25 protein-coding genes are annotated in these 26,207 nt (G+C 70.7%); 11 read left to right on the top strand and 14 right to left on the bottom strand.

The window, feature by feature from the left end; translation table 11 throughout:
* Nucleotides 1-55: 55 nt before the first annotated feature.
* Complete coding sequence (locus AC4D16_RS04920) at nucleotides 56-904, bottom strand: hypothetical protein (protein ID WP_490954156.1); 849 nt, start codon at nucleotides 902-904, stop codon at nucleotides 56-58.
* Between the two features lie 218 nt (nucleotides 905-1,122).
* Here AC4D16_RS04920 and xseA point away from each other — a divergent pair, with 218 nt between their 5' ends.
* Genes xseA through AC4D16_RS04935 form a run of 3 tightly spaced genes read left to right on the top strand, consistent with a single transcriptional unit; the run spans nucleotide 1,123 to nucleotide 3,385 of the window.
* Nucleotides 1,123-2,445: an exodeoxyribonuclease VII large subunit gene (xseA, locus tag AC4D16_RS04925; RefSeq protein WP_490948619.1), complete on the top strand. Its 1,323-nt coding sequence runs from the start codon at nucleotides 1,123-1,125 to the stop codon at nucleotides 2,443-2,445.
* A complete protein-coding gene (locus AC4D16_RS04930) occupies nucleotides 2,442-2,672 on the top strand; it encodes an exodeoxyribonuclease VII small subunit (RefSeq protein WP_490948618.1) in 231 nt (76 codons plus the stop codon). The genes xseA and AC4D16_RS04930 overlap by 4 nt, the downstream gene beginning before the upstream one ends.
* Before the next feature lie 5 nt (nucleotides 2,673-2,677).
* Nucleotides 2,678-3,385: a class I SAM-dependent methyltransferase gene (locus AC4D16_RS04935; RefSeq protein ID WP_490954157.1), complete on the top strand. Its 708-nt coding sequence runs from the start codon at nucleotides 2,678-2,680 to the stop codon at nucleotides 3,383-3,385.
* Between the two features lie 105 nt (nucleotides 3,386-3,490).
* On the opposite strand, the gene AC4D16_RS04940 is transcribed toward AC4D16_RS04935, so the two are convergent.
* The 9 genes from AC4D16_RS04940 to AC4D16_RS04980 all read right to left on the bottom strand — a co-directional run bounded on the left by AC4D16_RS04940 (nucleotide 3,491) and on the right by AC4D16_RS04980 (nucleotide 12,392).
* Nucleotides 3,491-3,874: a VOC family protein gene (locus AC4D16_RS04940; protein WP_490954158.1), complete on the bottom strand. Its 384-nt coding sequence runs from the start codon at nucleotides 3,872-3,874 to the stop codon at nucleotides 3,491-3,493.
* A gap of 79 nt (nucleotides 3,875-3,953) precedes the next feature.
* Nucleotides 3,954-4,808 (bottom strand): PPK2 family polyphosphate kinase, encoded by an 855-nt coding sequence (locus AC4D16_RS04945; protein WP_490954159.1) that lies wholly within the window; start codon nucleotides 4,806-4,808, stop codon nucleotides 3,954-3,956.
* Between the two features lie 26 nt (nucleotides 4,809-4,834).
* Nucleotides 4,835-6,052 (bottom strand): pyridoxal phosphate-dependent aminotransferase, encoded by a 1,218-nt coding sequence (locus AC4D16_RS04950; RefSeq protein ID WP_490954160.1) that lies wholly within the window; start codon nucleotides 6,050-6,052, stop codon nucleotides 4,835-4,837.
* A gap of 178 nt (nucleotides 6,053-6,230) precedes the next feature.
* Nucleotides 6,231-7,199: an ABC transporter substrate-binding protein gene (locus tag AC4D16_RS04955; protein ID WP_490954161.1), complete on the bottom strand. Its 969-nt coding sequence runs from the start codon at nucleotides 7,197-7,199 to the stop codon at nucleotides 6,231-6,233.
* Entirely contained in the window at nucleotides 7,196-7,948 is a 753-nt protein-coding gene (locus AC4D16_RS04960) for an ABC transporter permease (RefSeq protein ID WP_490954162.1), read from the bottom strand. Before AC4D16_RS04960 ends, AC4D16_RS04955 begins: the two co-directional genes overlap by 4 nt.
* A complete protein-coding gene (locus tag AC4D16_RS04965) occupies nucleotides 7,948-8,664 on the bottom strand; it encodes an ABC transporter permease (RefSeq protein ID WP_490954163.1) in 717 nt (238 codons plus the stop codon). The genes AC4D16_RS04960 and AC4D16_RS04965 overlap by 1 nt, the downstream gene beginning before the upstream one ends.
* A 2-nt stretch (nucleotides 8,665-8,666) precedes the next feature.
* Nucleotides 8,667-9,785, bottom strand: a complete 1,119-nt coding sequence (locus tag AC4D16_RS04970; RefSeq protein WP_490948776.1) for an ABC transporter ATP-binding protein — start codon at nucleotides 9,783-9,785, stop codon at nucleotides 8,667-8,669.
* A 287-nt stretch (nucleotides 9,786-10,072) separates the two neighbouring features.
* A complete protein-coding gene (locus AC4D16_RS04975) occupies nucleotides 10,073-11,056 on the bottom strand; it encodes an N-acetylglucosamine kinase (protein ID WP_490954164.1) in 984 nt (327 codons plus the stop codon).
* Between the two features lie 88 nt (nucleotides 11,057-11,144).
* The gene (locus AC4D16_RS04980) at nucleotides 11,145-12,392 is read right to left on the bottom strand and encodes an MFS transporter (RefSeq protein ID WP_490954165.1); all 1,248 of its coding nucleotides are present in this window, start codon (nucleotides 12,390-12,392) and stop codon (nucleotides 11,145-11,147) included.
* A gap of 153 nt (nucleotides 12,393-12,545) precedes the next feature.
* On the opposite strand from AC4D16_RS04980, the gene AC4D16_RS04985 reads away from it, so the two are divergent.
* From AC4D16_RS04985 to AC4D16_RS05005, 5 genes are all read left to right on the top strand, one after another.
* Nucleotides 12,546-13,028, top strand: a complete 483-nt coding sequence (locus tag AC4D16_RS04985) for an Lrp/AsnC family transcriptional regulator (RefSeq protein WP_490948608.1) — start codon at nucleotides 12,546-12,548, stop codon at nucleotides 13,026-13,028.
* Nucleotides 13,029-13,114: 86 nt separating this feature from the next.
* Nucleotides 13,115-13,996, top strand: coding sequence for an alanyl-tRNA editing protein (locus AC4D16_RS04990; protein ID WP_490954166.1), 882 nt, complete (start codon nucleotides 13,115-13,117; stop codon nucleotides 13,994-13,996).
* 49 nt (nucleotides 13,997-14,045) lie between these two features.
* Entirely contained in the window at nucleotides 14,046-14,528 is a 483-nt protein-coding gene (locus AC4D16_RS04995; RefSeq protein ID WP_490954167.1) for a hypothetical protein, read from the top strand.
* Between the two features lie 205 nt (nucleotides 14,529-14,733).
* Nucleotides 14,734-16,296, top strand: a complete 1,563-nt coding sequence (locus AC4D16_RS05000; protein ID WP_490954168.1) for a sensor histidine kinase — start codon at nucleotides 14,734-14,736, stop codon at nucleotides 16,294-16,296.
* Nucleotides 16,293-16,964, top strand: coding sequence for a response regulator transcription factor (locus AC4D16_RS05005; protein WP_490948604.1), 672 nt, complete (start codon nucleotides 16,293-16,295; stop codon nucleotides 16,962-16,964). The genes AC4D16_RS05000 and AC4D16_RS05005 overlap by 4 nt, the downstream gene beginning before the upstream one ends.
* A 65-nt stretch (nucleotides 16,965-17,029) precedes the next feature.
* Here AC4D16_RS05005 and AC4D16_RS05010 read toward each other — a convergent pair whose 3' ends face one another.
* The 3 genes from AC4D16_RS05010 to galU all read right to left on the bottom strand — a co-directional run bounded on the left by AC4D16_RS05010 (nucleotide 17,030) and on the right by galU (nucleotide 19,605).
* Nucleotides 17,030-17,974: a hypothetical protein gene (locus tag AC4D16_RS05010; RefSeq protein WP_490948603.1), complete on the bottom strand. Its 945-nt coding sequence runs from the start codon at nucleotides 17,972-17,974 to the stop codon at nucleotides 17,030-17,032.
* A 92-nt stretch (nucleotides 17,975-18,066) separates the two neighbouring features.
* Nucleotides 18,067-18,696, bottom strand: coding sequence for a GNAT family N-acetyltransferase (locus AC4D16_RS05015; protein WP_490948602.1), 630 nt, complete (start codon nucleotides 18,694-18,696; stop codon nucleotides 18,067-18,069).
* A gap of 6 nt (nucleotides 18,697-18,702) precedes the next feature.
* On the bottom strand, nucleotides 18,703-19,605 hold the full coding sequence (gene galU / locus AC4D16_RS05020) for a UTP--glucose-1-phosphate uridylyltransferase GalU (protein WP_490948600.1): 903 nt from the start codon (nucleotides 19,603-19,605) through the stop codon (nucleotides 18,703-18,705).
* Nucleotides 19,606-19,662: 57 nt separating this feature from the next.
* On the opposite strand from galU, the gene AC4D16_RS05025 reads away from it, so the two are divergent.
* The 3 genes from AC4D16_RS05025 to AC4D16_RS05035 all read left to right on the top strand — a co-directional run bounded on the left by AC4D16_RS05025 (nucleotide 19,663) and on the right by AC4D16_RS05035 (nucleotide 21,729).
* The gene (locus tag AC4D16_RS05025) at nucleotides 19,663-20,355 is read left to right on the top strand and encodes a 5-formyltetrahydrofolate cyclo-ligase (protein ID WP_490954169.1); all 693 of its coding nucleotides are present in this window, start codon (nucleotides 19,663-19,665) and stop codon (nucleotides 20,353-20,355) included.
* A 144-nt stretch (nucleotides 20,356-20,499) separates the two neighbouring features.
* Nucleotides 20,500-20,886, top strand: coding sequence for an FmdB family zinc ribbon protein (locus tag AC4D16_RS05030; protein ID WP_490954170.1), 387 nt, complete (start codon nucleotides 20,500-20,502; stop codon nucleotides 20,884-20,886).
* Nucleotides 20,887-21,057: 171 nt separating this feature from the next.
* Nucleotides 21,058-21,729: an RcpC/CpaB family pilus assembly protein gene (locus tag AC4D16_RS05035; protein WP_490954171.1), complete on the top strand. Its 672-nt coding sequence runs from the start codon at nucleotides 21,058-21,060 to the stop codon at nucleotides 21,727-21,729.
* A gap of 76 nt (nucleotides 21,730-21,805) precedes the next feature.
* Here the strand turns inward: AC4D16_RS05035 and AC4D16_RS05040 are convergent, their stop codons facing one another.
* Nucleotides 21,806-26,113, bottom strand: coding sequence for a DUF4011 domain-containing protein (locus tag AC4D16_RS05040; protein ID WP_490954172.1), 4,308 nt, complete (start codon nucleotides 26,111-26,113; stop codon nucleotides 21,806-21,808).
* Between the last annotated feature and the right edge of the window lie 94 nt (nucleotides 26,114-26,207).

Genomic DNA, 26,207 nt, shown 5'->3' on the forward strand with positions numbered 1-26,207 from the left:
CCCCGATTCTACGTGGTCGCCCTGCGCGGGTCGGTCGCCGAGCCGAGGGGTCCGCTCAGGGCTGACCCCGGCGCCGTCGGCCGAACGTGAGCTGCAGGACGACGCCGAGCACCACCGCGAGCAGTCCCCCGACGATCACCGGTGTGCTGGACGCTGCGATGCTGACGGCGGCCCGACCTGTCAGGCCCCCGAGCAAGACGTCCGCGAGCGCACCCGTGCCGGGAGTGCCGGCGACCACGCCGGGCAGCCAGGTTCCGGCGAGCGCTCCGACGACGCCGATCGCGGCGAGACCGAGTCCCAGGAGCGCTAACGTGGTGCCGCGCCGTCGGGCGATGACGAGTGCGAGCAGAGCGACGACGCCGGCCGCTGCGAGGTAGAGCTGCCAGGGCTGGACCGCGTCGGCGAGGCCACTCAGCAGACCTCCGCGCTGGACGGAGCCGATGTCGATGATGGTGTCCTCGGGCAGCGGCACGTCGATGCCCAGCGTTCCTGCGAGGTCCCCGGTCAGCAGATCGATCACGGGACCCAGATCGAGGCTGAGGACCGCGGGGGCCGTCTCCGTCGGATCGGGCGCCTGCGCGAAGGTGAAGGCGTGCGAGAGTCGCAGCGTCTCGGCCCATGCCGCCTCGTAGCCGGAGGATCCGCTGACGGTTCCGGCGGCATCGCGCACGAGCGGTTCGACGACCGAGTTCAGCTGCTCGGGGAGACCGATGGTGGCCGTGACCTCCCCTGCCAGAGCGTCCGCAAGGGTGTTCTGGAAGGCCTGATCGTCGGCCAGAGGAGCGGCCAGAGCCACGAAACCGGACTGCTCGACGAGGTTCTCGTCCACCCAGGCGGCAGCGAGTCCCCCGGCGGCCAGGAGGAGGGCGACGAGCGCCACGACGGCTGAGAGGAGGGTGCGCATGGGGTCCTTCGCTGGGAGCTACAGCTCCCGATTATGCCCGTTCTGCACGGTCGGGCACGCGTGGGACGGCGGTGGGCAGCGGCTCCGAGTAGGAGGCGCTCGATGTCACTGCGCACATACCGCCGGGCGCAGCGGAGCTCTGGGGGCCGGGGGTGGTAGACGTTAAGGACGAGCAACGGTCGTCGACCGGTGCGGGCCGATGGAGGACGGGACGAGCAATGACGAGTGAGGCGACGCGGACGGGCGCCGTGGACGACGCCGGCGGATCAACGCCTCCGTCCACCATCCCCCCGACGGCCGCGGAGACCTCACCGGACGCTCCCTGGCCGCTGCATCTGCTGTCCGAGAAACTGAAGGCGCACATCGAGCGAGCGCCCGCCGCGTGGGTCGAGGGGCAGGTCATCGAGCTCAATCGGCGCGGGAGCATGTGCTACATCACCCTGCGTGACGTCGACTCCGAGGTGTCGCTCTCCCTGTCGGTCTACGGCAGCGTGATGGACCGGGTCTCCTCCCCGCTGGAGCGCGGGTCACGCGTGGTCGCGAGGCTGAAGCCGGACTTCTGGGTCAAGACGGGCCGCCTGTCCATGCAGACCATCGACATCCGACCCGTCGGCATCGGCGACCTGCTCGCGAGGATCGAGCGGTTGCGGCAGGCACTGGCGGCGGAGGGACTGTTCGCGTCGACCCGGAAGAAGCGCCTGCCGCTCCTCCCTCACCGGATCGGGCTGATCACCGGTCGGGAGTCGGACGCCATGAAGGACGTGACGCGCAACGCGGCCCTCCGGTGGCCCGCGGTCGAATTCGACGTGCGCGAGGTCGCCGTCCAGGGTGTGAGCAGCGTCGCGCAGGTGATTGCCGCCCTCGCGGCCCTCGACGCCGACCCCCACGTGGACGTCATCATCATCGCGCGCGGCGGAGGGGCACTGGAGGATCTCCTGCCGTTCAGCGACGAGTCCCTCGTCCGGGCGGTCGCCGCCGCACGGACGCCCGTGGTGAGTGCGATCGGCCACGAGGCGGACCGCCCGCTGCTCGACGAGGTCGCCGATGTGCGCGCCTCGACACCGACCGACGCCGCGAAGCGTGTGGTCCCCGACGTGACGGAGGAACTCGGACGCATCGCCCAGGCGAGGAGTGCGCTCGAACGGTCCATCCGGACCCTCGTGCATCGCGAGGCAGACAGCCTCGCCACGCTTCGCTCCCGGCCCTCCCTCGCGAAGCCCGAAGGCATGGTCGACGTGCGTGAGGCGGACATCGAGCGGCTGCGCTCCCGCTCCCTCCGGAGTACGAGCACGGCAGTGACGCGTGAGGCCGACGCGGTGCACCACCTGCGCGAGCGGGTCAGGTCCCTCTCCCCCCAGAAGACGCTCGACCGCGGCTACGCGGTGGTGCAGCTGGCCGACGGGCACGTGGTCCGGGAACCCGCCGAGCTCGATGACGGCGACGCCCTGCGCATCCGCGTCGCGGGCGGCCACTTCAGCGCGATCACACGCAACCGAATCGGCTCGGCACAGAGCCACCAAGAGGACGAGGACACAGCATGACGGATCACCAGCAGTCGGCGCAGGCGGATGTCGGCACCCTCTCCTACGAGCAGGCCCGCGAGGAACTCGTGGCCGTCGTCTCCCGGCTCGAAGCCGGCGGCGTGAGCCTCGAGGAGTCACTGGCCCTGTGGGAGCGTGGCGAAGCGCTCGCCGACCGGTGCGAAGCATGGCTCGAGGGCGCGAAGGCGAGGCTCGCAGCAGCGCGCGACAAGGCCGAGAGCCAGTAGGAGAGGTGGACGCGGCGGAGGCGACGGCGGAAGCCCACGCTCAGGCTCAGGCGAGGTCTTCCACGGCAGCGGCCTACGACGTCGTCGCCGTCGACTACGCCCAAGCGCTTCCGGACGTGAGCTTCGAGGCATCGCTGGACCGGGCGATGCTCGAGGAGTTCGCCGCCCGCGTTGCCGGCACGGGCAGCGGCACGGGCAGCGGCACGGGCACGGGCACGGGCACGGGCACGGGCACGGGCGAGCCTCGGGTCGTCGATGTCGGCTGCGGTACCGGCCGGCTGGCAAGTCTCCTGGTGGAACACGGGTTGGAGTACGCCGGAGTGGACGGCTCGAGCGGCATGCTCGACGTGGCGAGGGCTCTCCACCCGGACCTGCCGTTCCGGGTCGGTGATCTCGCGGAACTGCCCGCCGAGGACGCATCCGTGGACGGCGTCCTCGCGTGGTACTCGATCATCCACACGCCGTCGTCGGACCTCCGAGCTGTGGTGCTCGAGTTCCGGCGGGTCCTGCGGACCGGCGGGTTTCTCCTCCTGGGCTTCCAGTCGGGCGAGGGCGAGCGTCGCATCAGCAGCGCGTACGGTCACGACGTCGCGCTGACGGCCGTGCTGCACGCTCCCGGCGCGGTCAGCAGAAGCTGGTGGACGCCGACTTCCTCGTCGAGGCGAGTCTCGTGCGCGCACCACGACCCTCCGAGCGACACCCGCAAGCCATGATCCTGGCGCGACTGCGTGAGACTCCGTGAATCTGCGTGAGTCTGCTTGAATCTGCGCGAGTCTGCCCGAGACCGCCTGAGTAGAACGGCGAGCCGCCCCGAGGCATCAGGACGGCTCCGCACCCCGAGGAGGTGGTTCCTGCAGGGCCCACGCGTTGCCGTTCGGGTCCGCGAAGTAGACGAATCTCCCCCATGGCTGCTCATCGATCTCCGACGCCTGCACCCCACGCTCCACGAGGTCGGTGCGAGCTCGCGCAACGTCGGCCACGACCACTTGGATACCGCGCAGCGAGCCCGGAACCATGTCGCTGATGCCCTCTCCGAGGGCGATGGAGCAGGCCGAGCCGGGCGGCGTCAGCTGCACGAACCGGACACTCTCGCTGACGCGGATGTCCACGTCGAGGACGAAGCCCGCCCGGTCGCGGTAGAAGGCGATGGAGCGGTCCACATCGCTGACGGGTACGCCGATGAGTTCGATCTTCCAGTCCATGAGGGCCTCCGGTGATGGTCGGGTCTCAAGACGAGGAGGCGACGCGGACAGACACTGTCCGCATCGTCGGTCTGCGGCCTCAGCTGGCGGCGAGCCGCTGCTTCTCGACCTCGACGTCGAAGGTCGCCCGCGGCCAGCTCAGCTGCATGTCCTCGAGGGTCCTGGTGAGCAGGTGCTGGACGGCCAGCCGCGCGTACCACTTGCGGTCAGCGGGAACCACGTACCACGGGGCGGCCTCCGTGCTCGTGCGCTCGACGGCGAGCTGGTAGGCCTCCTGGTAGGCGACCCAGTGCTCACGCTCGTCGATGTCACCCGGGTTGTATTTCCAGTACTTGTCCTTGCGCTCAAGCCGCTCCGCCAGCCGTGACTTCTGCTCGTCCTTGCTGATGTGGAGCATCACCTTCAGCACGCGGGTCCCCGCCGCCGCGAGCCCGGACTCGAACGCGCGGATGGCCGGGTACCGGTCCTCGACCTCGGCAGCCGGCGACAAACCGCGCACGCGGTGGATCAGCACGTCCTCGTAGTGCGAGCGGTCGAACACGCCGATGATGCCCGGACCCGGCAGTTGGCGCTTGATGCGCCAGAGGAATGTGTGCTGCTGCTCGGCGGCGGTCGGCGCCTTGAAGGCATGGTGCTTCACGCCCTGCGGGTCGACCAGCCCGACGACGTGGCGGACGATCCCGCCCTTGCCCGACGTGTCCATGCCCTGCAGGACCAGGAGCACCGCGATCCCGCTCCCGGCACGGCTCTCGGCGAAGAGCTTCTCCTGCAGGAGGGACAGAGCATCCGCGCCGGCGGCGAGAGCGGCTGCGCCCTCCTTCTTGCCGCCGTCGAACCCCGGCGTGGAGCGTGGGTCCACGCCGGCGAGCGAGAAGTCCGGGCCGGCGAGGAGCAGGCGGTGCAGTTCGGCGACGTCGACGGTGGGCGGGACCATGGGACTCCTCGGAAGTGGTGCGCTGCTCAGGGCTTGTAGGTCGAGAGGAAGTCGGCGAGGCGCCCGATCGCGTCCTCGATGACCTCGACGCTCGGGAGGGTGACCATGCGGAAGTGGTCCGGATTGACCCAGTTGAACGCGGTGCCGTGGGAGATCAGGATCTTCTGCTGCTTGAGGAGGTCGAGGGCGAACTTCTCGTCGTCCTTGATCGGATACACCTCGGGGTCGAGCTTGGGGAACAGGTAGAGCGCCCCCTGCGCGACTTCGCAGCTGACCCCGGGGATGGCGTTGAGCATCTGGGCGGCCTTGTCGCGCTGCTGCTTGAGACGCCCGCCGGGCAGGATGAGATCGTTGATGCTCTGGTAGCCCCCGAGCGCCGTCTGGATGGCGTGCTGTGCCGGCACGTTCGCGCACAGGCGCATGTTCGCCAGCAGGTTGATGCCCTCGATGTAGTTCGCGGCGTCGCGCTTGGGCCCGGAGATCGCCATCCAGCCACTGCGGAAACCGGCGATGCGGTAGGCCTTGGAGAGGCCGCTGAACGTGAGGCAGAGGACGTCGTCGCCGGCGACGGAGGCCGCGTTGATGTGGACGGCGTCGTCGTAGAGGATCTTCTCGTAGATCTCGTCGGCGAAGAGGATGAGCCCGTGCTGCCGCGCCAGCCGGACGATGCCCTCGAGGACCGGCTTCGGGTAGACGGCGCCCGTGGGGTTGTTCGGGTTGATGAGGACGATCCCCTTGGTGTTCGGCGTGATCTTCGACGCCATGTCCTCGAGATCGGGCCACCAGTGGTTGTCCTCGTCGCACAGGTAGTGCACCGGCGTGCCGCTGGCGAGCGCGACGGACGCCGTCCAGAGCGGGTAGTCCGGGGTGGGGATGAGTACCTCGTCGCCCGCGTTGAGCAGGGCCTGCATGGACAGAGTGATGAGTTCGCTGACCCCGTTGCCGAGGTAGACGTCGTCCACGTCGATCGAGTTGATACCGCGGCCCTGGTAGTACTGAACGACGGCGGTGCGCGCCGAGAAGATACCGCGGGAGTCGCTGTAGCCCTGGGCCTTCGGCAGGTTGCGGATCATGTCCACGAGGATGGCGTCCGGTGCCTCGAAGCCGAAGGGCGCCGGATTGCCGATGTTGAGCTTGAGGATCCGGTGGCCCTGCGCCTCCATGACCATGGCATGTTCCAGCAGCGGGCCCCTGATGTCGTAGAGGACATTGCGGAGCTTGTCCGACTGCTTGTACGTGACCATTGGAACAGGATGCCACAGCGAGGGCGCAGTGCCCCGGAAGGCGATGCCGGTCACCGGACCGCAGGGTCGGACACCCGCGCGGCGAGGGCGAGGGACGCCCGGAGCCCCGGACGCACCCGAGGGAGGCCCGGACGTCGGGCCTCCCTCGGATTCGGAGCAGGTGAGGGTCAGGTGAGGATCAGCCCGCCAGACCCTTTTCGGCGAGCCAGTCGGCCGCGGCATCGGCCGGCATGCGCTTCTCGTCGCCACTGACTTCGCGGTTCAGGGAGAGGAGATCTTCGGTGGTCAGCTGCGCCGACACCTCGTTGAGGACGTTCTGCGCCTCCTCGCTGACGGTCTCCGTGTTGATGAGCGGCAGGACCTGCTGGGCGATGAAGTTGTTCTCCGGGTCCTCCAGCACTACGAGGTCGTTGTCCTCGATGGACGGCGTCGTGGTGTAGATGTCCGCCACCTGGACCTCGTCGTTAAGCAGGGCCTGGAGCGTGAGCTCACCGCCGCCGTCGTTCAGGGCCTCGAAGTTGCCCGGCACGCAGCCGTACTTCTCCTCGAGCCCCGGCAGACCGTACGCACGCTCCTGGAACGTGCTCGGCGCGCCGAGGGTGATCTCGCCGCACACCTCCGCGAGGTCGGCGATGGACTCCAGTCCGTACTCCTCCGCGGTGGCAGCCGTGACCACGAGTGCGTCCTTGTCCTCCGCCTCGCTGGGATCCAGGACGCCGAGGTTCGCTCCCGGCGACTTCGTCTCGAGAGCTTCGGGGAGGGCCGCCATGATGTCCTCGGCGGACGCCGCGGTGGCCGCCGGGTCCGCGAGGAGCAGCAGATTGCCGCTGTACTCGGGGATGACGTTGATGGAGCCGTCCACCATGGCCTGGTAATAGATCTCACGGGACCCGATGTTCGGTCGCGTGGTGGCCTCGATGCCGGCGGCGTTCAGCGCGCCCGCATAGATCTCGGCAATGATCTGGCTCTCGGGGAAGTCAGCTGAACCGACGACGACGGACCCCTCGGGCTCCGCGCTCGCCGGCTCACCCTGGGGGTCGCTGTTCGCACCGCAGGCAGTCAACGCCAGCATGGCCGTCAGGCCGCCGGCCAGTCCCATCATGGCGCGCCGGCTCGAGGAAGCGCGCGAGTGTGACAGGTTCTTCATGTTGTTCCTCCTTGTGCACTGGCGACGGCCTCTTGCCGGCCAGATCCTCTGAGCGATCCCTGCACCGGGCGCGCGACCCTGAGACCCGGTGAGATCGCGAACCTTTGGACGAGGGCCATGAGCCCGTCGACGGCGATGGCGAGCACCGCGATGACGACGGCGCCGCCGAACAGCCGGCCGTTGTCGTTGATCTGCGTGCCCTCGACGAGGAACACGCCCAGCCCGTCCGCTTTCGCGTAGGCGACGACGGTCGCGGTCGCGACGACCTGCAGGACCCCGGCCCGCACTCCACCGATCATCACCTGCAGACCGTTGGGCACCTCCACGCGGAACAGCACCTGCCATTCGGTGAGCCCCATGCTGCGCGCAGCGTCCACCACCGTGCGGTTCACCGAGGAGATGCCGGCGTAGACACCGCTGAGCACGGGCGGGACGGCGAGCAGCACCAGGGCCCACACCGACGGCATGATGCCGCGTGAGAAGAGCAGCGCGAAGAGGAACACCATGCCGAGCGTCGGGAGCGCCCGGAGGATGCCGATCCCCGAGACCACGAGGACACGCCCCCTGCCCGTGTGCCCGACGAACATGCCGAGCGGCACGGCGATGGCACACGCGATGAGCAGCGTCAGCCCCACGTACCCGAGGTGTTCCAGCACGCGCATCGGGATGCCGCGCGCGCCGCTCCAGTTCACGGGGTCGGACAGCCATTCGCCCATCTGCACGAAGAGGTTGGAACTCGAGTAGTCCATCAGGCAGCCGCTCCTGCGTGACGCGCCTCGAGCGCGAGCGCCGGGGCGGGGGTGCGCGAGGACGTCGCCCGCGTCCACGGCGTGAGCACCCGTTCGAGGAGGACGAGCACGAGGTCGAGCACGAGGGCGAGCAGCAGCGTGGCCAGGATCCCGACGGCGATCTGCTCCGGGTAGTTCCGCGTCAGGCCGTCCGTGAACAGCCTCCCGAGGCTCGGCACGCCGATCAGGGCGCCCACGCTGACCATCGAGATGTTGGTGACCGAGATGACCCGGACGCCGGCGATGAGGACGGGCACCGACAGCGGAAGATCGACGGTGAGGAAGCGCCGCAGCGGCGTGAAGCCCATGGCGACCGCGGCCTGCCGCACGCCGTCATCGATCGAGTTCAGGGCGTCCACGGTGGAGCGCATGAGCAGGGCCACGGCGTAGATGGTCAGCGCGACGACGACGTTCACCATGCTGAGGATGCTGGTGCCGAGGACGATCGGGAGGAACACGAACATCGCCAGGGACGGGATCGTGTAGAGCAGCGACGACGCCGTCAGGAGGACGGCGCCCGCGGTCCGGTTGCGCCGGGCGATCTGCGCGAGGGGCACGGCGATGATCACGCCGAACACCAGCGGCAGGATCGACTGGAGGAGATGGTTGCCTGTCAGCTCACGCAGCAGGGTCGCATTGGCCGGCACGTAGTCGACCATCCCCTGGATCCAGTCCACGGCTACACCGCCGTGTTGTGATCGGCGCGCCCGCGGTCCAGCCGGGCCGCCTCGATGAGCTCGAAGATCTCCGCCGCGCGGACGACGCCGACGGCACGGCCGTCGTCGTCCACCGTCACGCCGAGACCGGAGGGCGAGGACAGCGCGGCGTCCAGCGCACGTCGCAGCGTGTCCCCGCGCCTGTAGAGCGATCCGCCCGGCACGGCGTCCGCCTGCCGGTGGATGCTCTCGCGCGTGGCCTCCGGTACCCAGCCGTGCGGCCGTCCGTGGTCGTCGACGAGCAGGGCCCACGGCGAGCGCACCGAGACGGTCGGGTCCGCGAGGAGGTGCGCGTCGATGGTCTCCACGGGGTGGATGGTCAGGCGGTCGCCCTCCTGGAAGGACAGGTGCCGGAATCCACGGTCACGGCCCACGAAACCGGCCACGAAGTCGTCGACCGGGGCGCGGAGGATCTCCTCGGGCGCCGCGAACTGTGCGAGCCGGCCACCCACCGCGAAGACCGCCACCTTGTCGCCGAGGATGGTGGCCTCGTCGATGTCGTGCGTCACGAAGACGATCGTCTTGGCGAGATCGCGCTGCAGCCGGAGCAGTTCGTCCTGGAGTTCGGCGCGCACCACGGGGTCCACGGCGCTGAACGGCTCGTCCATGAGCAGCACGGGCGGGTCCGCGGCGAGCGCACGCGCCACCCCGACGCGCTGCTGCTGGCCGCCGGAGAGCTGCGCCGGGTACCGGCGCCCGAATTCGGAGGCGAGGCCGACGACGTCGAGCAGCTCCTGCGCCCGCTTCCGTGCCTCCGCCTTGCCCACGCCGTTGAGCCGCGGCACCGTGGCGATGTTGTCGAGGACCGAGCGGTGCGGCATCAGACCGGAGGACTGCATCACGTAGCCCATGGACCGCCGCAGCTCGGCGGCCTTCTGCTGCGAGACGTCCTGGCCGTCGAGGAGGATCTGCCCCGAGGTGGGCTCCACCATGCGGTTGATCATGCGCAGGGATGTGGTCTTGCCGCAGCCCGACGGACCGACGAACACGGTGATGCTGCCGCGGTCGATGTCGATGGAGAGGTCGTCCACGGCGGGGCGTCCGGCGTCGTACGTCTTGGTGACGTTCCGGAAGACGATCATGGGCTCGGTACCGGATACCTGCTCGGGAGGTGTCATGGCAGCAGCGCCTTTCCTTGCAGGTCATCTCGGCCGGGTTGTGCCCGCGGACCGCGCTGACGCGGGCCGGCTTGCCGTCTGGGATCCCGTGACGCGGAGTGCGCAACGGTCAGTTCAAGCTGTCGAAGCTCTGAGTCTAACCACCACTCCCGCTCAGGCAAGACGCACCGGGGCGGCCTGCGGATCCGCCGGGCAGCCCAGCCCGGCGCGGTGGCGCATCAGGAGTCCGTCATAGGTCCGTCAGAGGTCCGTCAGAGGTCCGTCAGGAGGAACGGCACGCCCATCACGGGGTCGTGGTCGAGGACCACGACGTCGGTGATCCCCTCCGCCGTCAGCCTCACCTCGAGCCGCTGCTGCAGGGCGGGCTGATGCATGGCGAGCCCTCCCCCGAGCACCACCGGACCGGGCCGCCCGATCACGGCGGCGACGTCGAGGATCAGCTGGGTGAGGTCCGCGGCCGCCCGGTCCACGATGCTCGCGGCGTCCTCCGAGCCGGCGCTCGCGGCGTCGAACACGAGGCTCGACTGCGCGGCCCAGTACGTGCGGCTCGACGCCTCGGCGGAGTGGAAGAGGCCGATCAGTTCCGTGGGCGTGTCCACGCCGTTCCGCGTCAGGACGGCGGTGTCGAGCCCATCGGGGACCAGCCCGACGTCGTGCCGGTGCAGCGTGCGGCGCACCGCTTCGCGGGCAATCCAGTACCCGCTGCCCTCGTCACCGAGCAGGTACCCCCACCCGCCCGAACGGGCTTCGCGACCGTCCGGCGCGACTCCCCAGGCCACGGACCCGGTGCCGGCGATGACCGCTGTCCCCGTGCGGGCGCCACCGGCGGCGAGGATGAGTCGGGTGTCGTGTACGACGTCGATCGCCGCGTTCGGCGCGAGCGGCGCGATGAGGGCGCGGAGCCGGTCGGCGTCCTCCGGAGTGTCCACCCCGCCGGACCCCGCGACGACCCGCAGCACCTCGGCGCCGCCGTCCGCCAGCAGCCCGCGGAACAGCACGGCGAGGTTCGCCGCCGCGTCATCGCGCGTCACGTTCTGCACGTTGGCGCTGCCCGCCCTCGCCTCCGCGACCAGCGTCCCGGCGCGCCACAGGGCACCGTGCGTCTTGGACCCGCCGATGTCCACACCGACGACGACGTCATCGGCCTTCACCTCGGTCACCACGGCACCCGGGCGCTGTCCGGAGGCGACGTCAGGATCCGGTGCCGGGGACGGGTGTGATAGGGGCGTCGACATGACTCCAGCCTACGGACCGGTGCCGGCCGTGCCACGGCCCCGCTCGGGACGGTCAGGACGCGTGGGACGGTCGGGGCCGTGGAGCGCGTCAGCGCTGCAGCCCGGAACGCAGCCGGACCACCGAGGACCCGACGGCCAGCACACCGCAGACAGCAGCGACGATGAAGGCGAAGACCGTGACCGAGGGGGTGAGCCCCCAGACGCCCGCGGCTGCACCGAGTCCCAGCACCGGCACGGCGCTGCCCAGATAGGTGATCACGTACACGGCACTGACGGTCTGGGCGTGCAGGGCCGGGTCGACCCTCGTGGACACCTCGTTGAACACCACCCGGAACGCCATGCCCTGGCCCAGGCCCGCGAGGACGCAGGCGCCGACGAGCAGCGGCAGGCTGCCCGTCCCCTGCGCGACCGGGAGGAGGGCCACGCCGGTGGCCATTCCCGCGAGGCCGAGCGGCACCACGAGGCGCCCCCGGAGTGAGAGCAGCTGGCTGACGGCGGACGAACCGAGGACGAGCGCCGCGAGCAGCCCGATCAGCGGACGCGAGGTGGTCCCCGCGATGCCCGCGAACCACGTGGGAGCGAGGCTGAGCGTGAACCCGAACACGGAGAAGCTGAGGAAGCCCACCGCAGACGCCGTCCAGAACGCGCGCCGCGCTCCCGGGGACACCGCTGGGCGGCGGGGCCGCAGGGCCGCGAGCGGGCGGTCCGCAGCCGCCGCGCTGATGGCGGGCCGGGCACGGAGCAGCACGAGCGGGACGAGCAGCGACGCCAGCACCACGAGGTACACGAGGAAGGGCGTCCGCGTGGGTGAGGGAAGGAGGGACAGCAGGCCGCCGATCACCGGGCCCGCCGCTACACCGCCCGCGGAGGCCATGAGTGTGAACCTGGACGCCCAGTCGGGGCGGCTCGGCAGGAGGTCTCGAAGTGCAGCCGCGCTGGCGCCGGTGGCGAGCGCGACCGCTGCACCCTGCAGCGCACGGCCCGCCGTGAGCATGGGCAGCGACGTGGCCGCGGCGAAGAGTCCGGCTCCGGCGAGTCCGAGCACGACGGCGAGGACCAGGGCCGCGCGTCGGCCGATGTGGTCCGACCAATGCCCGGCGAGGACGAGCCCGCCGATGAGAGCGATGACGTAGGAGGAGAAGGCGACGGTGACGGCGAAGGACGACAGGCCGAGGTCCGCCTGGATGAGTGGATAGAGAGGAGTGGCGAGGTTCGCGCCGATGAGGAGCGTGGAGATGACCGTGACCGCGAGCGCGAGCCGGACGGCGAGGGATGCGTCCCAGACGCCGGGCTCCGCCGTCGTAGGCCGCATGCGCAGCTCGTTGATGACGCTCATACCGCTCTGGACCTCCATGCGCGCTCGGAAGCGGTGCGCGCGATACGCACCCTCTATAGGATGAAGGTCCTTGATCCTTCTGCAGTGTTCCAGCTGACGGATGTGAGCACGGTGCGCAACAGGAATGTGACCCGCTGACCGGAAGTGAGCGATGTGAGCAAGCTTGACCACCTCGACCTCCGCCTCCTGCTCGAGCTCGTGCGCGATCCGCGGGCGCAGGTGAGCGATCTCAGCGAGCTCCTCGGTGTGGCACGGAACACCGCGCAGACGCGCATTCGCCGGTTGCTCCGAGCCGGCACGCTGCGGACGAACGGACGCGAGCTGGATCTCGAGGCCCTCGGGTACGACGTCGTGGCCTTCGTGACGATCGAGGTGTCCCACCGCGAGCTCGACGCGGTGATCGCCGGGCTCCGCACCCTGACCCAGGTGCTGGAGGTGCACGAGATCTCCGGGCGCGGCGACGTCTGGTGCCGCGTCGCGGCCACCGACACCCACAACCTGCAAGCGGCCCTCCGCTCGATCCTGCGCCTCAAGGGCGTCATCCGCACCGAGACCGTCCTGGCCCTGCACGAGCACATCCCCTACCGGACGGAGCCTCTCCTGGAGCGCCTCACGCACTCTCCGACAGACACCTGACGGCGGCGCCGGACCCGCCCTACCCGTCCCGATAGCTCTCCAGTACGCCCAGCCGTTTTCCCACGCGATCAGCATCGAGGAGCATCATGACCCTTCCGTCCACCGACACCCGCGTCACCTATCCGGCGGGCGCCGTCACCGGTGCCGCCCGTGTGCTGCACACCGAGGTGCGCCCGGACGGGAGGAGGGTGGTCCTGCTCGACACCACGCCGTTCCACCCCGTGGATCACAGCTGGCCGGACCAGGGAGCGGACCGCGGCGTCCTGAGGTCGACGTCGGGCGCGTGGCCCGTCATCGACTGCGTGGTGGGCGCCACCGACGGATCCACCCTGCACCTCGGCGCCGAGTCACCCGTGCGCAAGGGCACCGAGGGGTGGGCCTTCGTCGTCGCGCACCTCCTTGAGCCCGGGACAGAGGGCCCCGAGGAGGGGGACGACGTCGTCACGGAGGTGGATGCCGCCCATCGCGCCGCGATCTCCGCCGGGCACACCGGGTGCCACCTGGCCTCGCTCGCCCTCAACCGGGCGATGGCCGGGCGGTGGAAGAAGGACGTGACGGCGGACGCCCTCGGTGCCCCGAACTTCGACGCCCTCGCGATCGACACGACCGCCATCGGCGACTTCGGATCCGTGGACCTGTACCGCCTCGGCAAGTCCCTGCGCCGCAAGGGCTTCGACGTCGAAGGGCTCGAGGCCGCGTTGCCCGCCCTCGAGGAGCAGACGAACGCGCACCTCTCCGCATGGACGTCGACGGGCGCTGCCATCCGGATCGACACGGACGGACCGGGCCTGACGGATCGACGGCGCTGGGTGTGCGATCTGCCCGGCGAGGAGGCGCAGATCCCGTGCGGTGGCACGCACCTGACCTCGCTCGCGGGTCTCGCCGTCTCCGTCCGCCTTGAGACGGTCGATCACGACGGCACACCGGGACTCCGCATGACGACGGCGGTCGACGGTACCGGGGCGTGACGGGCGCTCTTCTCATCTTCATCTCATCCGGCGCCGTGATACTGGTCGCATGCGATCCTCGGCGAGTCGTCTCTGGCTACTGAGCGCGGTCATCACCGCGCTCCTGGCCACCACGGCGCTGACGCTGGCCGCCTTCCTCGGTTCCCCGGACGACCAGCCGCTGGGCCCGGCCGTCGTCGTCACCGGCGACGCGACGCCGCAACCATCACCGCAGGCGTCCCCGACCGGGTCGGAGGTGCCGCCGTCCCCATCGGAGCCGTCCCCCGCTCCCGCCGCGCCCCCGGCTCCTGCGGCGACCATCCCCGCGCCCGTACCCGCCCCGCCTGCTCCGGCGCCCCCGGTGCCGGCTCCCCCCGCGCCCGCGCCCGCGCCCGCGCCCGCGGTGCCCGCACCCGCAGCACCCGCCCCGGGCCCCGCCGTCGTTCCCGCGCCTCCGCCGGTCATCGGCCCGGGGGACGACGACGGGGATGACGACGGCGGCGGGGATGACGGCGGGGACGACGACGGCGGAGATGACGGCGATGATGGCTGACCAGACCCAACCGCTCCCCGTGCTGCCCCTGCCCGACGGCACCGTCTCCCCAGCTCCGGCTCCCTCTGGAATGTCCGATCCCGGAGCCGTCCGCATACCGCCGGCACCTGCCGCGCCCCCTCCGGCCGCACCTCGGAAGGAAAGGCCGGTCCGAGCGTCCGACGTGCCCGCAGCGTCCGCCGATGCGGATCAGGACGATCGGGGCATGCCGGGCCCGTTCATCCGTCTCGGCCGCATCTTCGGGCGGGCGAGCCGCCGCTGGTCCGTCCGCTCCCGGGTCCTGAGCGCCCTGCTGGCACTCTCGGCGCTCGGCCTGCTGGTCGCCGGGACCACGGCGTACAGCCTCCAGCGCGCGGCCCTCAACGCGGGCATGGACGACTCCCTGGCACGCAGCTTCGGCGAGTTCGAGAACCTGCTCGCCACGGGGATCGACCCGGAGACGCGGGGCGACTTCGTCTCCGCGGAAACGCTCGTCTACCTCGTGATGCAGCGGACCCTGCCCGCACCCAACGAAGGCATGATGGGCGTGCGTGACGGTGAGGCCGTGCTGCTGGCGAACGAGACCGTGCCGCTCCGTCTCGAGGAGGACCCCGAGCTGATCGACCTCGCCTCCGCCGCCCGGATCGACGACGACGTACGCATCACGAGCATCGACACCGCCGGGACCACCTACCGGGCCATCGTGGTGCCCGTGCAGCTCAGCGCGGACACCGCACCGACCATGTTCGTCCTCGCCTTCGACTCCGACGCCGAGCACGCCCAACTCGACCGCACCTTCACGACGTTCGCGCTCATCAGCCTCGCGACGCTCGTGCTCATCGCGGCGGTCGGCTGGCTGCTCATGGGCAACCTGCTGCACCCGGTGCGGCGGTTGCGGGACACGGCGCGGAAGATCGGGGACACCGACCTCTCACGCCGCATCCTCGTCACCGGTAACGACGACCTCTCCGACCTCACCCGTACCTTCAACGCCATGCTGGACCGCCTCGAGACGTCCTTCGGATCACAGCGTCAACTGCTCGACGACGTGGGCCACGAACTCCGGACACCGATCACGATCATCCAGGGACACCTGGAGCTCCAGGACTCCCGCGACCCCGAGGACGTCGAGGCCGTCCGGGCCGTGGCGCTCGACGAGCTCGAACGCATGCGCTTCCTCGTCGATGACCTGGTGACACTCGCCGGGAGCACGCGTCCCGACTTCGTCCGGGCCGAACCGACCGACGTCGGACGGCTCACCGACGACGTGATCGACAAGGCCCGCGGTCTCGCGCCGCGCCGCTGGATCGTCGACTCCCGTGCGGACACCACCGCGGAGCTCGACCCTCGACGCGTCACCCAGGCGCTCCTCCAACTCGCGGCCAACGCGGTCAAGTTCTCGGCCGAGGGGTCCACCATCGCGGTCGGAAGCAGGCTCGAGGACCACGGGGTCAGCCTCTGGGTCCGCGACGAGGGCGTCGGCATCAGCCCGGCCGACCAGCAGAGGATCTTCGGGCGCTTCGAGCGCGGCGCCGACGGCAAGCGGGCCGAGGGATCGGGTCTGGGTCTCGCGATCGTGGAAGCCATCGCGGTGGCCCACGGCGGGCAGGTCACCCTGCTCTCCGCCCCCGGCCGTGGGTCCACCTTCACGCTCTCGCTCCCGGTGGACGGACGCACCGGGGCGTCCACGGACGGCCCTCCTGCACGACCGTCCATCACGCGGCGTGCCACCACGCCACTCAGAACACAAACGCCAGTGCCGACCCCCGCACCGAGAGAGAATTCGTGACCCAGATCCTGATCATCGAGGACGAGGAGCGCATCAGCGCCTTCGTCGCCAAGGGCCTCCGCTCGGCGGGCTACGCGCCGTCGATCGCCGCCACCGGGCGCGACGGGTACCACCTCGCGCAGAGCGGGGACTTCGACCTGATCATCCTCGACCTCGGGCTGCCCGACCAGGACGGCTTCACGGTGCTCAGGCGACTGCGTGACGCCCGCAACGACACCCCGGTGATCATCCTCTCCGCCCGCAACACCACGGATGACACCGTTGCCGGACTCGAGGGTGGAGCCGACGACTACATGACCAAACCGTTCCGGTTCGAGGAGCTCCTCGCGCGGGTGCGGCTGCGGCTCCGGCAGGATACCGGAGCCGGCGAGACCTCCGTGCTCGCCCACAACGGCCTGCAGCTGGACCTCCGGGCACGTCGCGCGCTCATCGACGGCCGCGAGGTGGACCTCTCGGCCCGCGAATTCGCCCTGGCGGAGGCCTTCATGAGAAATCCCGGGCAGGTACTCAGTCGCGAACAGCTGCTCTCACGCGTCTGGGGCTACGACTTCGACCCGGGGTCCAACGTCGTCGACGTCTACGTGCGCTACCTGCGCAACAAGCTCGGAGCCGAGCGCTTCGCGACGGTACGGGGCATGGGGTACCGGCTCGTGTCCGAACGGCCCTGACAGGCGGGAGCGCAGACACTGACGGTCGCGCGCTGACGGTCGCGCGCTGACCGGTCGTGGACTTCTCAGGCGCGACGGCGCTGCAGGACGTCGTCGAGGTTGATGCGACCCGTCGCGGGAGCGGCATTCGACCCGGCAGCATCGTCCTCGAGGGGCGTCGCGCGGGCTGCAGCCTCGGAGGCCTTGATCGGCGTCCTGGTGGTGGGACGGGGGGCTTCGGGCAGGTCGAGGGGCGCAGGGGCCTCGCGCTCGGCCTTCGCGGCGTCCACGTAGGTGGGACGCGGGAGCTCGACGGGCACCCATGCCGTCGCACCGGCGGGCAGGACCTGCCTCGTGGCCGCCGCAGGTGCGGAGGTGCGGTCGGCGGTGCCCCGGGCGACGGCGAGGGCAGCCGTCCGGAGTTCCATCGCGGAGAGCGGGCGCGCGCCTGCGGACTCAGCGTCGAAGAGCTGAGTGGGACGCTGCGGCGCTGCGATGACGCGAGCGTGCGTGTGCACCGGCTCGGCGGTCGTGAGGACCGGGGCCATGGCGTGGTCGAAGGCACGCTGGACCCGCGCGTGGCGGCCCCTGATCGCCAGGACGCGCAGCACGGCGACGGCGGCGGCGGCCGTCAGGAGGCAGAGCAGAGGCGGGAAGAAGGGCACGAGGTCCAGGATGGCGAGCACGGTCGTGACAAGTGCTGCGACCAGCGCGAGCGCACCCGTCGATGCGACGCCGAGTCGGACGGAACGGGACGTGGGTTTGCTCGTCGCGAGCTTCCTCACCGCCTGCAGCCGGGCAGCCGATGCACTGCTGCGGGCAGAACCCGCCGCCCGCGGGGCCGGAGTGGGGTCCTGGTCTGCCATCATCATCGTGTTCTCTCCTGAACGATCCGCCGTCCGCTCCGCGTAGTCACGTGCGCTCCCGGACGTTGCCGGCATGGTTCCCCGGAGCACGAAGGGAGCAACCCATACGAGCCAGAGCCCGACGATCGCAGCCAGCACCAACGAGCTATCCAGGGAGAAGACCACACCTAGAACGGTAGGAGGAACGGGACGTCACGGACTGCATTACCCCCGGTGTGTCGGCAGGTCATATGCAGTGGAGGGCATCGAACCGTCGCTCACGCGCGGTGGGCGTCCATCCGCTCCAGCCACGGCGTCAGCAGGCCGTGCGGAACGTCCTCCTTGGTGAGCGCGAAGCTCCGGTGATCGGCCCACTGCCCGTTGATGTGCAGGTAGCGGGGCCGGAGCCCCTCATCACGGAACCCGAGCTTCTGCACCACCCTGAGACTGGCCGCATTCTCGGGGCGGATGTTGATCTCCATGCGGTGCAGACCGAGGTCGTCGAAGCAGTAGTCCGTCGCGAGGGCCACTGCCGTCGGTGCGATACCCCGGCCCGCGAGCTCGGAGTCCACCCAGTACCCGAGCGTCGCAGTCATCGCCGAGCCCCAGGTGATGCTCGAGACCGTGAGCTGCCCGGTCAGCCGCGCCTGCTTCGACCCTTCGGGCTGCTGCGTGATGAGGAACGGCAGTGCGGCGCCGGCCCGCGCCTGCGCCGTGAGCGACCGCACCATCTGGTGGTACGTGGGAAGGAACCCCTCGGGGTCGGGGTTGGATGCCTCCCAGGGCGCGAGCCATCGCGCATTGCGGTGCCGCAGAGCGGTCCACGCTGCCTTGTCCCTGTGGCGGATGGGCCTCAGGACCAGCGAGCCGGTCCTGAGGTTCACAGGCCAGCTACCGGCCGACCACATGGTGGATCAGTCCGTGATCCCCGCGCTGAAGTCCTTGATCCACGCGCGAAGGTCCGGGCCGAGGTCCTCGCGCTCGGAGGCGAGCGTGACCACGGCCTTCAGGTAGCTCAGCTTGTCGCCGGTGTCGTAGCGGCGACCGCGGAACACCACGCCGTACACACCGGAGCCCTCGCCGTCGGCCGCCGCGAGGGTCTGCAAGGCGTCCGTCAGCTGGATCTCGTCGCCGCGGCCGGGTGCCGTCGTCTCGAGGACGTCGAAGACTCGGGGGTGCAGCACGTAGCGGCCGATGACGGCCAGGTTCGACGGCGCATCCTCAACCGACGGCTTCTCGACGAGGTGGTTCACGCGCACGTGGTCCTCGCCGTCGACCTCGGTGATGTCCGCGCACCCGTACGCGCTGATCTGCTGCGGGTCCACCTCGATGAGCGCCACGACCGAGCCGCCCGTGGTGGCCTGGACCGCGATCATGGTCTCGAGGAGCGGGTCGCGCTCGTCGATGAGGTCGTCACCGAGCAGCACCGCGAACGGCTCGTTGCCGACGTGCAGCTTGGCCCGCAGGACGGCGTGGCCGAGGCCCTTGGGGTCGCCCTGCCTCAGGTAGTGGATGTCCCCGAGCTCGGAGGGCCGGCGCACGGCGGCGAGCTTGTCGTGGTCGCCCTTCGCCTCGAGCGTCTGCTCGATGAACGGCACGCGATCGAAGTGGTCCTCGAGCGCTCGCTTGTTCCGTCCGGTGATCATCAGGACGTCGGACAGACCGGCGTCGACGGCCTCCTGCACCACGTACTGGATGGCGGGCTTGTCGACGACCGGGAGCATCTCCTTCGGCATCGCCTTCGTGGCTGGAAGGAAGCGGGTCCCCAGCCCGGCCGCAGGGATGACGGCCTTGGTCACGCGTGATCCTAAAGTCATGGGACCCACACTACATAACGTGCCCGCTCCGGCCCGGTGGTTGCGCACAATGGTGCGATGGAGAGTATCGCGGCGACCGCACGTGCTAAGGACAAGGCGCTGCTGCGCTCGCGGATCCGCGCTGCACGCGCCGAGATGACCGCTCATGACCGCGCACGCCAGGCGGCCGATCTCGCCCGCGAGGTGCTGGCCCTCCTCGCCGGGCTCCCGCCGTCCGACGGTTCACCGAGCGCACCGGGTGCACCGGGCGCACCGGGTGCACCGAACGCGTCCTCCACCGACCCCCGCACAGGGACGCTCGCGGCCTACCTCGGTCTCGGGACCGAACCCGACGCCACTCCCCTGCTGACGGCCGCGCACCGCCTCGGGTACGACGTCGTCGTCCCCGTCTGTGAACCGGGGTACGCCCTGTCCTGGGCGGCATGGGCACCCGGCGTCCCGCTCGTGCGGTCGCCGCGGGCTCCGGTCGAGGAGCCCACCGGTCCACGCCGCCGGTTCGAGGACATCGGGGGCGTTGCCCTGATGGTGGTGCCCGCCCTGTGCGTCGATGGTTCGGGCTACCGCCTGGGCCAGGGCGGCGGGTACTACGACCGTTTCCTCGCGCAGCCGGCCGTCCGCGGTTCCGGTGTGCGGGCGATGGGGATGGTGTACCGCTCCGAGCTCCTGCCGGCGGGAGCACTGCCGGCCGAGACCTTCGACCAGCCGCTCGACGGCGTCATCACCGCGGACGGCGCCCGGCTCCTCCCCTGAGTTCCGCCCGGCGCCTGGAGCCGAGCGGCGCCCGTGGCCCCTCCCGAGCCGGCGACCCCGTGTAGACTGGCACTCGACTCCGGAGAGTGCCAGCTCTTCGCCAGAGCCCTCCGGGAGCCACGCCGTTCGCCCAGGAGGATTCCCATGCCCACGTACGCCTACGCCTGCAAGGACTGCGGCCACGCCTTCGACATCCAGCAGTCGTTCACCGACGAGTCGCTGACGGTGTGCCCGGAGTGCGCCGGCCTGCTGCGGAAGAAGTTCAACAGCGTGGGCGTGGTCTTCAAGGGCTCCGGTTTCTACCGCAACGACTCCCGCGACTCGACGGCCACCGTCGACGCCGGGTCCTCCTCCCCGTCGTCGGACGCATCGTCCACCTCAGGAACGACGTCGGCCTCCCCGGCGTCGACGTCGTCCTCCTCGTCCTCGTCGAAGGAATCGGCTACGGCCGCGCCGGCGTCGTCCGGTGCCTCGGGTGCCTCCAGTGCCTCCGGCAGGTCGTCGACGGGGTCCGCTGCCGCGGCTTCCTGACCTCGAGCGGAACAGGCACGTCGACCACGGTCACGGCGTCCGAAGGGGCCCGTGCCGGAGCGTGCACTCGGGCGTCCACCGGGACGGTGACGTGGGTGTGATCGGCTCGACGCTGTCCACATAGCGACTCCCCCGCGGGACGTGACCGGGCGCCGATCCTAGGGTCGAGCCATGACCCGAACCGGCACCACCCCGTCCCTCCCGCTGCGCACCCGACTCCGCCGTGCCGTGTATCGGCACAAGCGCCTCATGGCCTGCCTCTGCCTCAGCGCTGCGGCAGGCATCGCGGTCGAGGCGGGCGTGGGCGACGACGCCGCGAGCCGACCCGCGCTCGCTGCGGCACGCGACCTCGCGGTCGGCACTGTCCTGAGCGCCGCGGACCTCGTGGTCGTCGACCTGCCCGAGCAGGCATCGGTCGGGAATACCCTGCTCGCCGCGGACCAGGCGGTGGGTCAGCAGCTGGCCTCGCCTCTCGCCGAGGGCAGCCTGGTCCCGGAGACCGCACTCGTCGGCGAGGCGCTCCTCACGGGCCTACCCCCGGGCACCGTCGCCGTCCCCCTGCGCCCGAATGATCCGTCGACCGTCCAGCTGCTCGCACCGGGTCAGAGCGTCGACGTCATCCTGAGCACCGGCAACGGCTATGACGTCGCCTCGGACAGCCGGGTGGTCGCACGCTCCGTCCCCGTGCTGTGGACCGCGCCGGACGGCGGTGGCGGAGCCTGGCCGGGCGAGGACGGCGACTCCGGTCTCGTGGTCGTCGCGGCCGGTCCCGAGGACGCCGCGGTCCTCGCGGGAGCGTCGAGCTCGGGCGAGGTCCACCTCGTCCTCACCTCCGGCGGCTGACCGGTCCTGATGCGCCCCGCGTGAGCGAGCAGGCAGCCCTGACAATTACTCGTCACGGCTGCGCGTCCGGCGGCGGTCAGCCCCAGTGCGGAGGGCGCTGCTCCTCGAGCCAGGCGTCGTGGTTCTCCTCGGCGTCACCCCACGCACGCGGATCGTCCTCGCCCGCCTTCGTGGGCAGGGCGGGAGTCGACCCCGCCGCCGTTCCGGATGCCAATCCCGGCGTCGTTCCCGTCGCGTCCTCCGCCGTGGTTCCCGACGTATCTCCCGGTGCCCCGTCCGTTCCCGGCGCCGCCCGACCCACGGCCGAACCACGGCCCGGGTGCTGCTCGTCCTTGCGCATCCTCACCGCTTCCTTCCGTGTGGTCGGCTGGTCCGGTGTCTCCCGGGGCGGAAGTCCGATCAGTGCGGACGCGCGTTCGGCGCACCCCTCGGGATCGGTGAACACCTCGATGGTCCACAGGGGCATGTAGCGCCAGCCCATGCGCTCGAGGACCTGGGGCCGGAGCCTGCTCCGTTCGCGCACGGACATGGACCCGTACCGCTCGGTGCCGTCGGACTCGATGGCGAGCGGTGCCGGGCGCTCATCGCGCGAGGTGGCCGCGGTGCCGTCGGCCAGGACGTCGACCGGCCGCGCCGCGACGATGTCCAGGACGTCCGCATAGCGGTCCCAGACCTCGGCGCCGCGGTGCCGCAGGCGGTCCACGAGATCGGCGACGAGCGGATCGGCGTTACCACCGGTACTGACGGACGGGTGCGCCCTCTCGCCCAGTTCGTGCTGCAGCAGTGCGAAGAAGTCGAGTGCGCCGGTGGTCATGCGCTCCGGATCGAGATCCGTCGGCTGGAAGCAGGTCAGCACGTGCTGGCGACGGCGCGCCCGCGTCATCGCCATCACGAAGTTGCGCCGACCGTCCGGTGCCGAGAGCGGACCGAAGGAGTGCAGGGCCCGCCCGTGCGGCGTCCGGCCGTAACCGAGCGAGAAGATGATCTCGTCGCGGACCAGCCCGCCCGCACGCTCCACGGGCACCACCCTGAACGCCTCACGCCCGGGCGTGAAGAACTCGGAGGCCCACGGGAACTCCGCCAGCTGCAGCCGGATCGCCTCACCCACGCGTGCGGCATGCCGTGCGCTCGCGGTCACCACGGCGAGGGAGGAAGCGGGCCTGTGCCGGATGTGCTCGAACACGAGTTCCACCACCCGGTTGACCTCGACCGCGACGCTCTCGACGCCGTCGTGCTCGGAACTCGGCATGCCCGTCCCGTTCGGCAGGTACTCGACCTGGAGGCCACGGTGGCCACCCGTGACCTCGGACGCCTGCGGCAGGCGCGAGAGCTTGCCGTTGTAGAACGTCTCGCTCAGGTAGGTGTCGAGGTCGCGATCGACACCGCGGTACACCTGCGTGAGCCCCCGGACGGGAAGCACGTCGCGGAGGGCATCGAACGCGCTGGGCAGGGGCTCGAGCGTCGAGGCGCGATCAGCCGACTGCAGCTCGATGCTGAAGCGCGTCGGCCCCGCGAGGCGATCGTCGCCGAACACGACCGTCTGCCGCGCACGGGCGACGCAGGGCACCGCGCTCTGCAGGGACATCGACTCGCCGTCGAGCAGCACGGCGGTGTCGAAGCGGTACGCCTCGGGAACGGAGCCCCGCACGGTCAGCGGGCTGGCGGCCCAGACCGGGAGCAACGCCGCGACGAGATCGGGGTGCAGTCCGGCGAACGCCTCGAGAGTGAGGGTGTCCTCCTTGAGCCCCTGACGGAGCTTCGCCGCATCCCCGGGATGATCGGCGATGGCACGTGTCCATCGTTCCGCCAGCGACCAGCGGATGCGGCCCGGGCCCGAGGCGATGTGCGCGTTGTCGGCGAGCCGGAACTCCGCTTCGAGGGCGCGCAGGCTCGCGCCGTCGGACATGGCGAGGTAGTCGTCGCCGCTGATCATCGCTTCGAGAGCCGATTGCCACCAGGCGAGCTCGAGTTCATGGCCCACGTGATCGGCGGGCACCTCGCGCGCGGCGAGATCGTCCAGCAGGTCACCCAGGCCCTGTTCGCGCATCTCATCGAGCAGCAGGGTCCGCTCGGGAAGCGTCCCGAGCGTCGCGCGGTCGGAGGCGAGGCCACGCAGCAGGCTCTCCAGCGCGTCGAGGTCGAGAGCCGCGAGATCCGGGCGGGCAGGAGTGGACCGTAGCAGGGATGTCAGGTCCGCGAAGCGACCCTCCATGGCCACGTAGGCGGCATGGATCTCCGCGAGGCCCGTCGGCACGGAGGGGTGGCGCTCGGTCAGCGCGTAGCGGCTCCAGGAGGTCCGCTGCTGCTGGACTTCCAGCAGCGAGGAGTGGAGATCGGCGATGTGGACGCCCGGGCGGATGTACTCCTTGGCCACGCGTCGCAGCCGCGACCGCGTCATGGAACTCATCTCGATCTCGCGCTCCTTGCGCCACGACGCGGGCGCAGTGGCGGAGATGAGATCGGTGACGGGACGGTCGAAAATGTCGGGGGTGAACTTGTCGAGGCTGCCCCGCACGGAGACGAGGAGTTCGAGCTGCTCGCCCCACTCGCCGAACGTGCCGCCGAGGGTGATGTGCGAGTGCTCGGCCACCCGCTGGACCCTTCCGCGGAGGTCGGGGAGGTCGGTGGCGAGCCCTTCCGCGAGCGCGTGCGCGTGCTCCGTCTCCTTGCGGTTCAGGAGCTGGGCCCCGTACCAGGGGCTCTCCGTGGCGGCCCTGCTGAAGCTGCCGAGCTCTGCGGCCCGGTGCAGCCGCTCGGTGAGTTCCCTGCGGTCGGTGATTGAATCGAGCACGCTGCGCTTGAGCCGCACCGTGGTCGACGGCGCCGGATCGAGGGCGGTCAGCCCGGCGAGGGACTGCATGGCCTGGTAGGGCGAGCACGCCCACCGGCTGCGGACGTTGTGGAGGCTGCGCACGTGCTCCATGAGCTGGTGTCGGTGCCCCGTGAGGGTCTCGTGGAGCGAGCCGAGCTGCGGCTCTACGGCCTTTTCGTTCCGCACGAGAGCGCGGATGACCGCGTCCCGGAGCTGGGCGGGGCCTGTGCTGCTGCCCAGCTGCAGCACGAGGGATCCGAGGCCGAGTCCGTCGAGGTCCTGCACGAACTCGTTGAGCGTGCCCCGCCGCTCGGCGGCGACGATCACCGTTCGCCCCGCAGCGGCAGCCTGTGCGGCGAGGTTCAGGGCGGTCTGGGTCTGCCCGGTGCCCGGAGGGGTCGCGACGGCCAGGCTCACGCCGGCGGCGGCGAGGTCGAGGACCTCCTGCTGGGCCACGTCCGCATCGAGCACGAGGATCTCGCCGGCCGGGTCACGCTCGTCGGCGGTCGGGAAGTGACGGCCGTCCGCGGCGTCCGAGAGGAGCCGGGAGCCCTCCGCGTCACCCCTCGCGAAGGACATCAGGGCCGACAGGATCTCGTGGTCCGGCGTGAGCGCGGGGTCCCCCGTCACGCCTGCGAGATCCGCGAAGGTGGAGACGAGGACGCGGTGCTCCACCGACATGCCCCGCACCCCGTCCGCGAGGATCCTCATGCGCTCGAGGACCGGGTGCGGATCCATCCGGGCCGTCCCGTAGGCGAGCCGGGCGATGCCCTCCGCATCGACGCGCAGCCCCTGCTTGTCCTGAAGGTGGCGGACGAGCGCGGGGTTCATGCGCGCCTGCTCGGTGATCTGCAGTTCGTAGTCGTCCTGCGAGGCGTGCACGGTGAGGGACACCGCGGTCAGCAGGACGGGTGCGTTCATCGTCTCGGACCGCCCGGTCTCGTCGACGGACCGCCAGGACGCGGTCCCCGCGGCGAGGTAGCCGACGTCGATCCCGCGTTCCGTGCTCAGCTCGAAGATCTTCGCCCGGAGCGCCCGGGCGGCGGCCTTCGCGGCACTGTACTGGACCGGGTCGCGGAGGAGGGTGGAGAGCCGGGTGCGTCGTCCCGCCAGGAGCTGCGCGAGGCCGGAGGGGTGTGCGTGGGTCAGGTCGATGCTCGTGCCGGCGGACGGCCGGAAGTGCAGCAGGGTATCGCCACTCGCCTGGGGTCCGAGTGCCTCGAGCCAGGGAAGGAGGAACGACTGCGCCGACGGGGTGTCCTCCGCCGGCAACTGCGGCTCCCCACCTGCCCGGTCCACCGACGATGCGGCCGATGAGGAGGTGTGCTCCTCATCCGAGCGCGGCACGGGACGCGCCCCGCGAGCGGCGGGCTTCTCGCCGGAGGTGGCCGCCGACCGGTCCGATGCACTGCGCACGGAGCGGGTCGCGGAGCCTTCGCCCGCGCGCTGCCCGTCGTCGTTCCCACCCGGTCGAGCGTCCTCGGACGTCCCTGCCGCATCCCGCTCGTTCTGCTCGGGCGCGGCGGCCTTCTTACCTGCGTTGTCTCGTGCTGATCTCGACCAGATTGGCATGTCTTCCAAGCTATCCGAAAAGCGTCCGGAGCCTGCGGATAGCAACGCAGCACCGGCGGAGCGGGAAGAGGCGGGTACCGCCTCTTCCCGCTCC

Source organism: Arthrobacter sp. TJ-236 (genome assembly GCF_058269235.1).

Coding starts and splice junctions, on each gene's coding strand:
- xseA (WP_490948619.1), top strand. CDS start 1,123: ATGACGAGTGAGGCGACGCGGACGGGCGCCGTGGACGACGCCGGCGGA.
- AC4D16_RS04960 (WP_490954162.1), bottom strand. CDS start 7,948: ATGGACTACTCGAGTTCCAACCTCTTCGTGCAGATGGGCGAATGGCTG.
- AC4D16_RS04950 (WP_490954160.1), bottom strand. CDS start 6,052: ATGGTCACGTACAAGCAGTCGGACAAGCTCCGCAATGTCCTCTACGAC.
- AC4D16_RS04955 (WP_490954161.1), bottom strand. CDS start 7,199: ATGAAGAACCTGTCACACTCGCGCGCTTCCTCGAGCCGGCGCGCCATG.
- AC4D16_RS04995 (WP_490954167.1), top strand. CDS start 14,046: ATGCGATCCTCGGCGAGTCGTCTCTGGCTACTGAGCGCGGTCATCACC.
- AC4D16_RS04920 (WP_490954156.1), bottom strand. CDS start 904: ATGCGCACCCTCCTCTCAGCCGTCGTGGCGCTCGTCGCCCTCCTCCTG.
- AC4D16_RS05015 (WP_490948602.1), bottom strand. CDS start 18,696: ATGTGGTCGGCCGGTAGCTGGCCTGTGAACCTCAGGACCGGCTCGCTG.
- AC4D16_RS05025 (WP_490954169.1), top strand. CDS start 19,663: ATGGAGAGTATCGCGGCGACCGCACGTGCTAAGGACAAGGCGCTGCTG.
- AC4D16_RS05030 (WP_490954170.1), top strand. CDS start 20,500: ATGCCCACGTACGCCTACGCCTGCAAGGACTGCGGCCACGCCTTCGAC.
- AC4D16_RS04945 (WP_490954159.1), bottom strand. CDS start 4,808: ATGGTCCCGCCCACCGTCGACGTCGCCGAACTGCACCGCCTGCTCCTC.
- AC4D16_RS04930 (WP_490948618.1), top strand. CDS start 2,442: ATGACGGATCACCAGCAGTCGGCGCAGGCGGATGTCGGCACCCTCTCC.
- AC4D16_RS04990 (WP_490954166.1), top strand. CDS start 13,115: ATGACCCTTCCGTCCACCGACACCCGCGTCACCTATCCGGCGGGCGCC.
- AC4D16_RS05040 (WP_490954172.1), bottom strand. CDS start 26,113: ATGCCAATCTGGTCGAGATCAGCACGAGACAACGCAGGTAAGAAGGCC.
- AC4D16_RS04975 (WP_490954164.1), bottom strand. CDS start 11,056: ATGTCGACGCCCCTATCACACCCGTCCCCGGCACCGGATCCTGACGTC.
- galU (WP_490948600.1), bottom strand. CDS start 19,605: ATGACTTTAGGATCACGCGTGACCAAGGCCGTCATCCCTGCGGCCGGG.
- AC4D16_RS04980 (WP_490954165.1), bottom strand. CDS start 12,392: ATGAGCGTCATCAACGAGCTGCGCATGCGGCCTACGACGGCGGAGCCC.
- AC4D16_RS05035 (WP_490954171.1), top strand. CDS start 21,058: ATGACCCGAACCGGCACCACCCCGTCCCTCCCGCTGCGCACCCGACTC.
- AC4D16_RS04940 (WP_490954158.1), bottom strand. CDS start 3,874: ATGGACTGGAAGATCGAACTCATCGGCGTACCCGTCAGCGATGTGGAC.
- AC4D16_RS05000 (WP_490954168.1), top strand. CDS start 14,734: ATGCCGGGCCCGTTCATCCGTCTCGGCCGCATCTTCGGGCGGGCGAGC.
- AC4D16_RS04970 (WP_490948776.1), bottom strand. CDS start 9,785: ATGATCGTCTTCCGGAACGTCACCAAGACGTACGACGCCGGACGCCCC.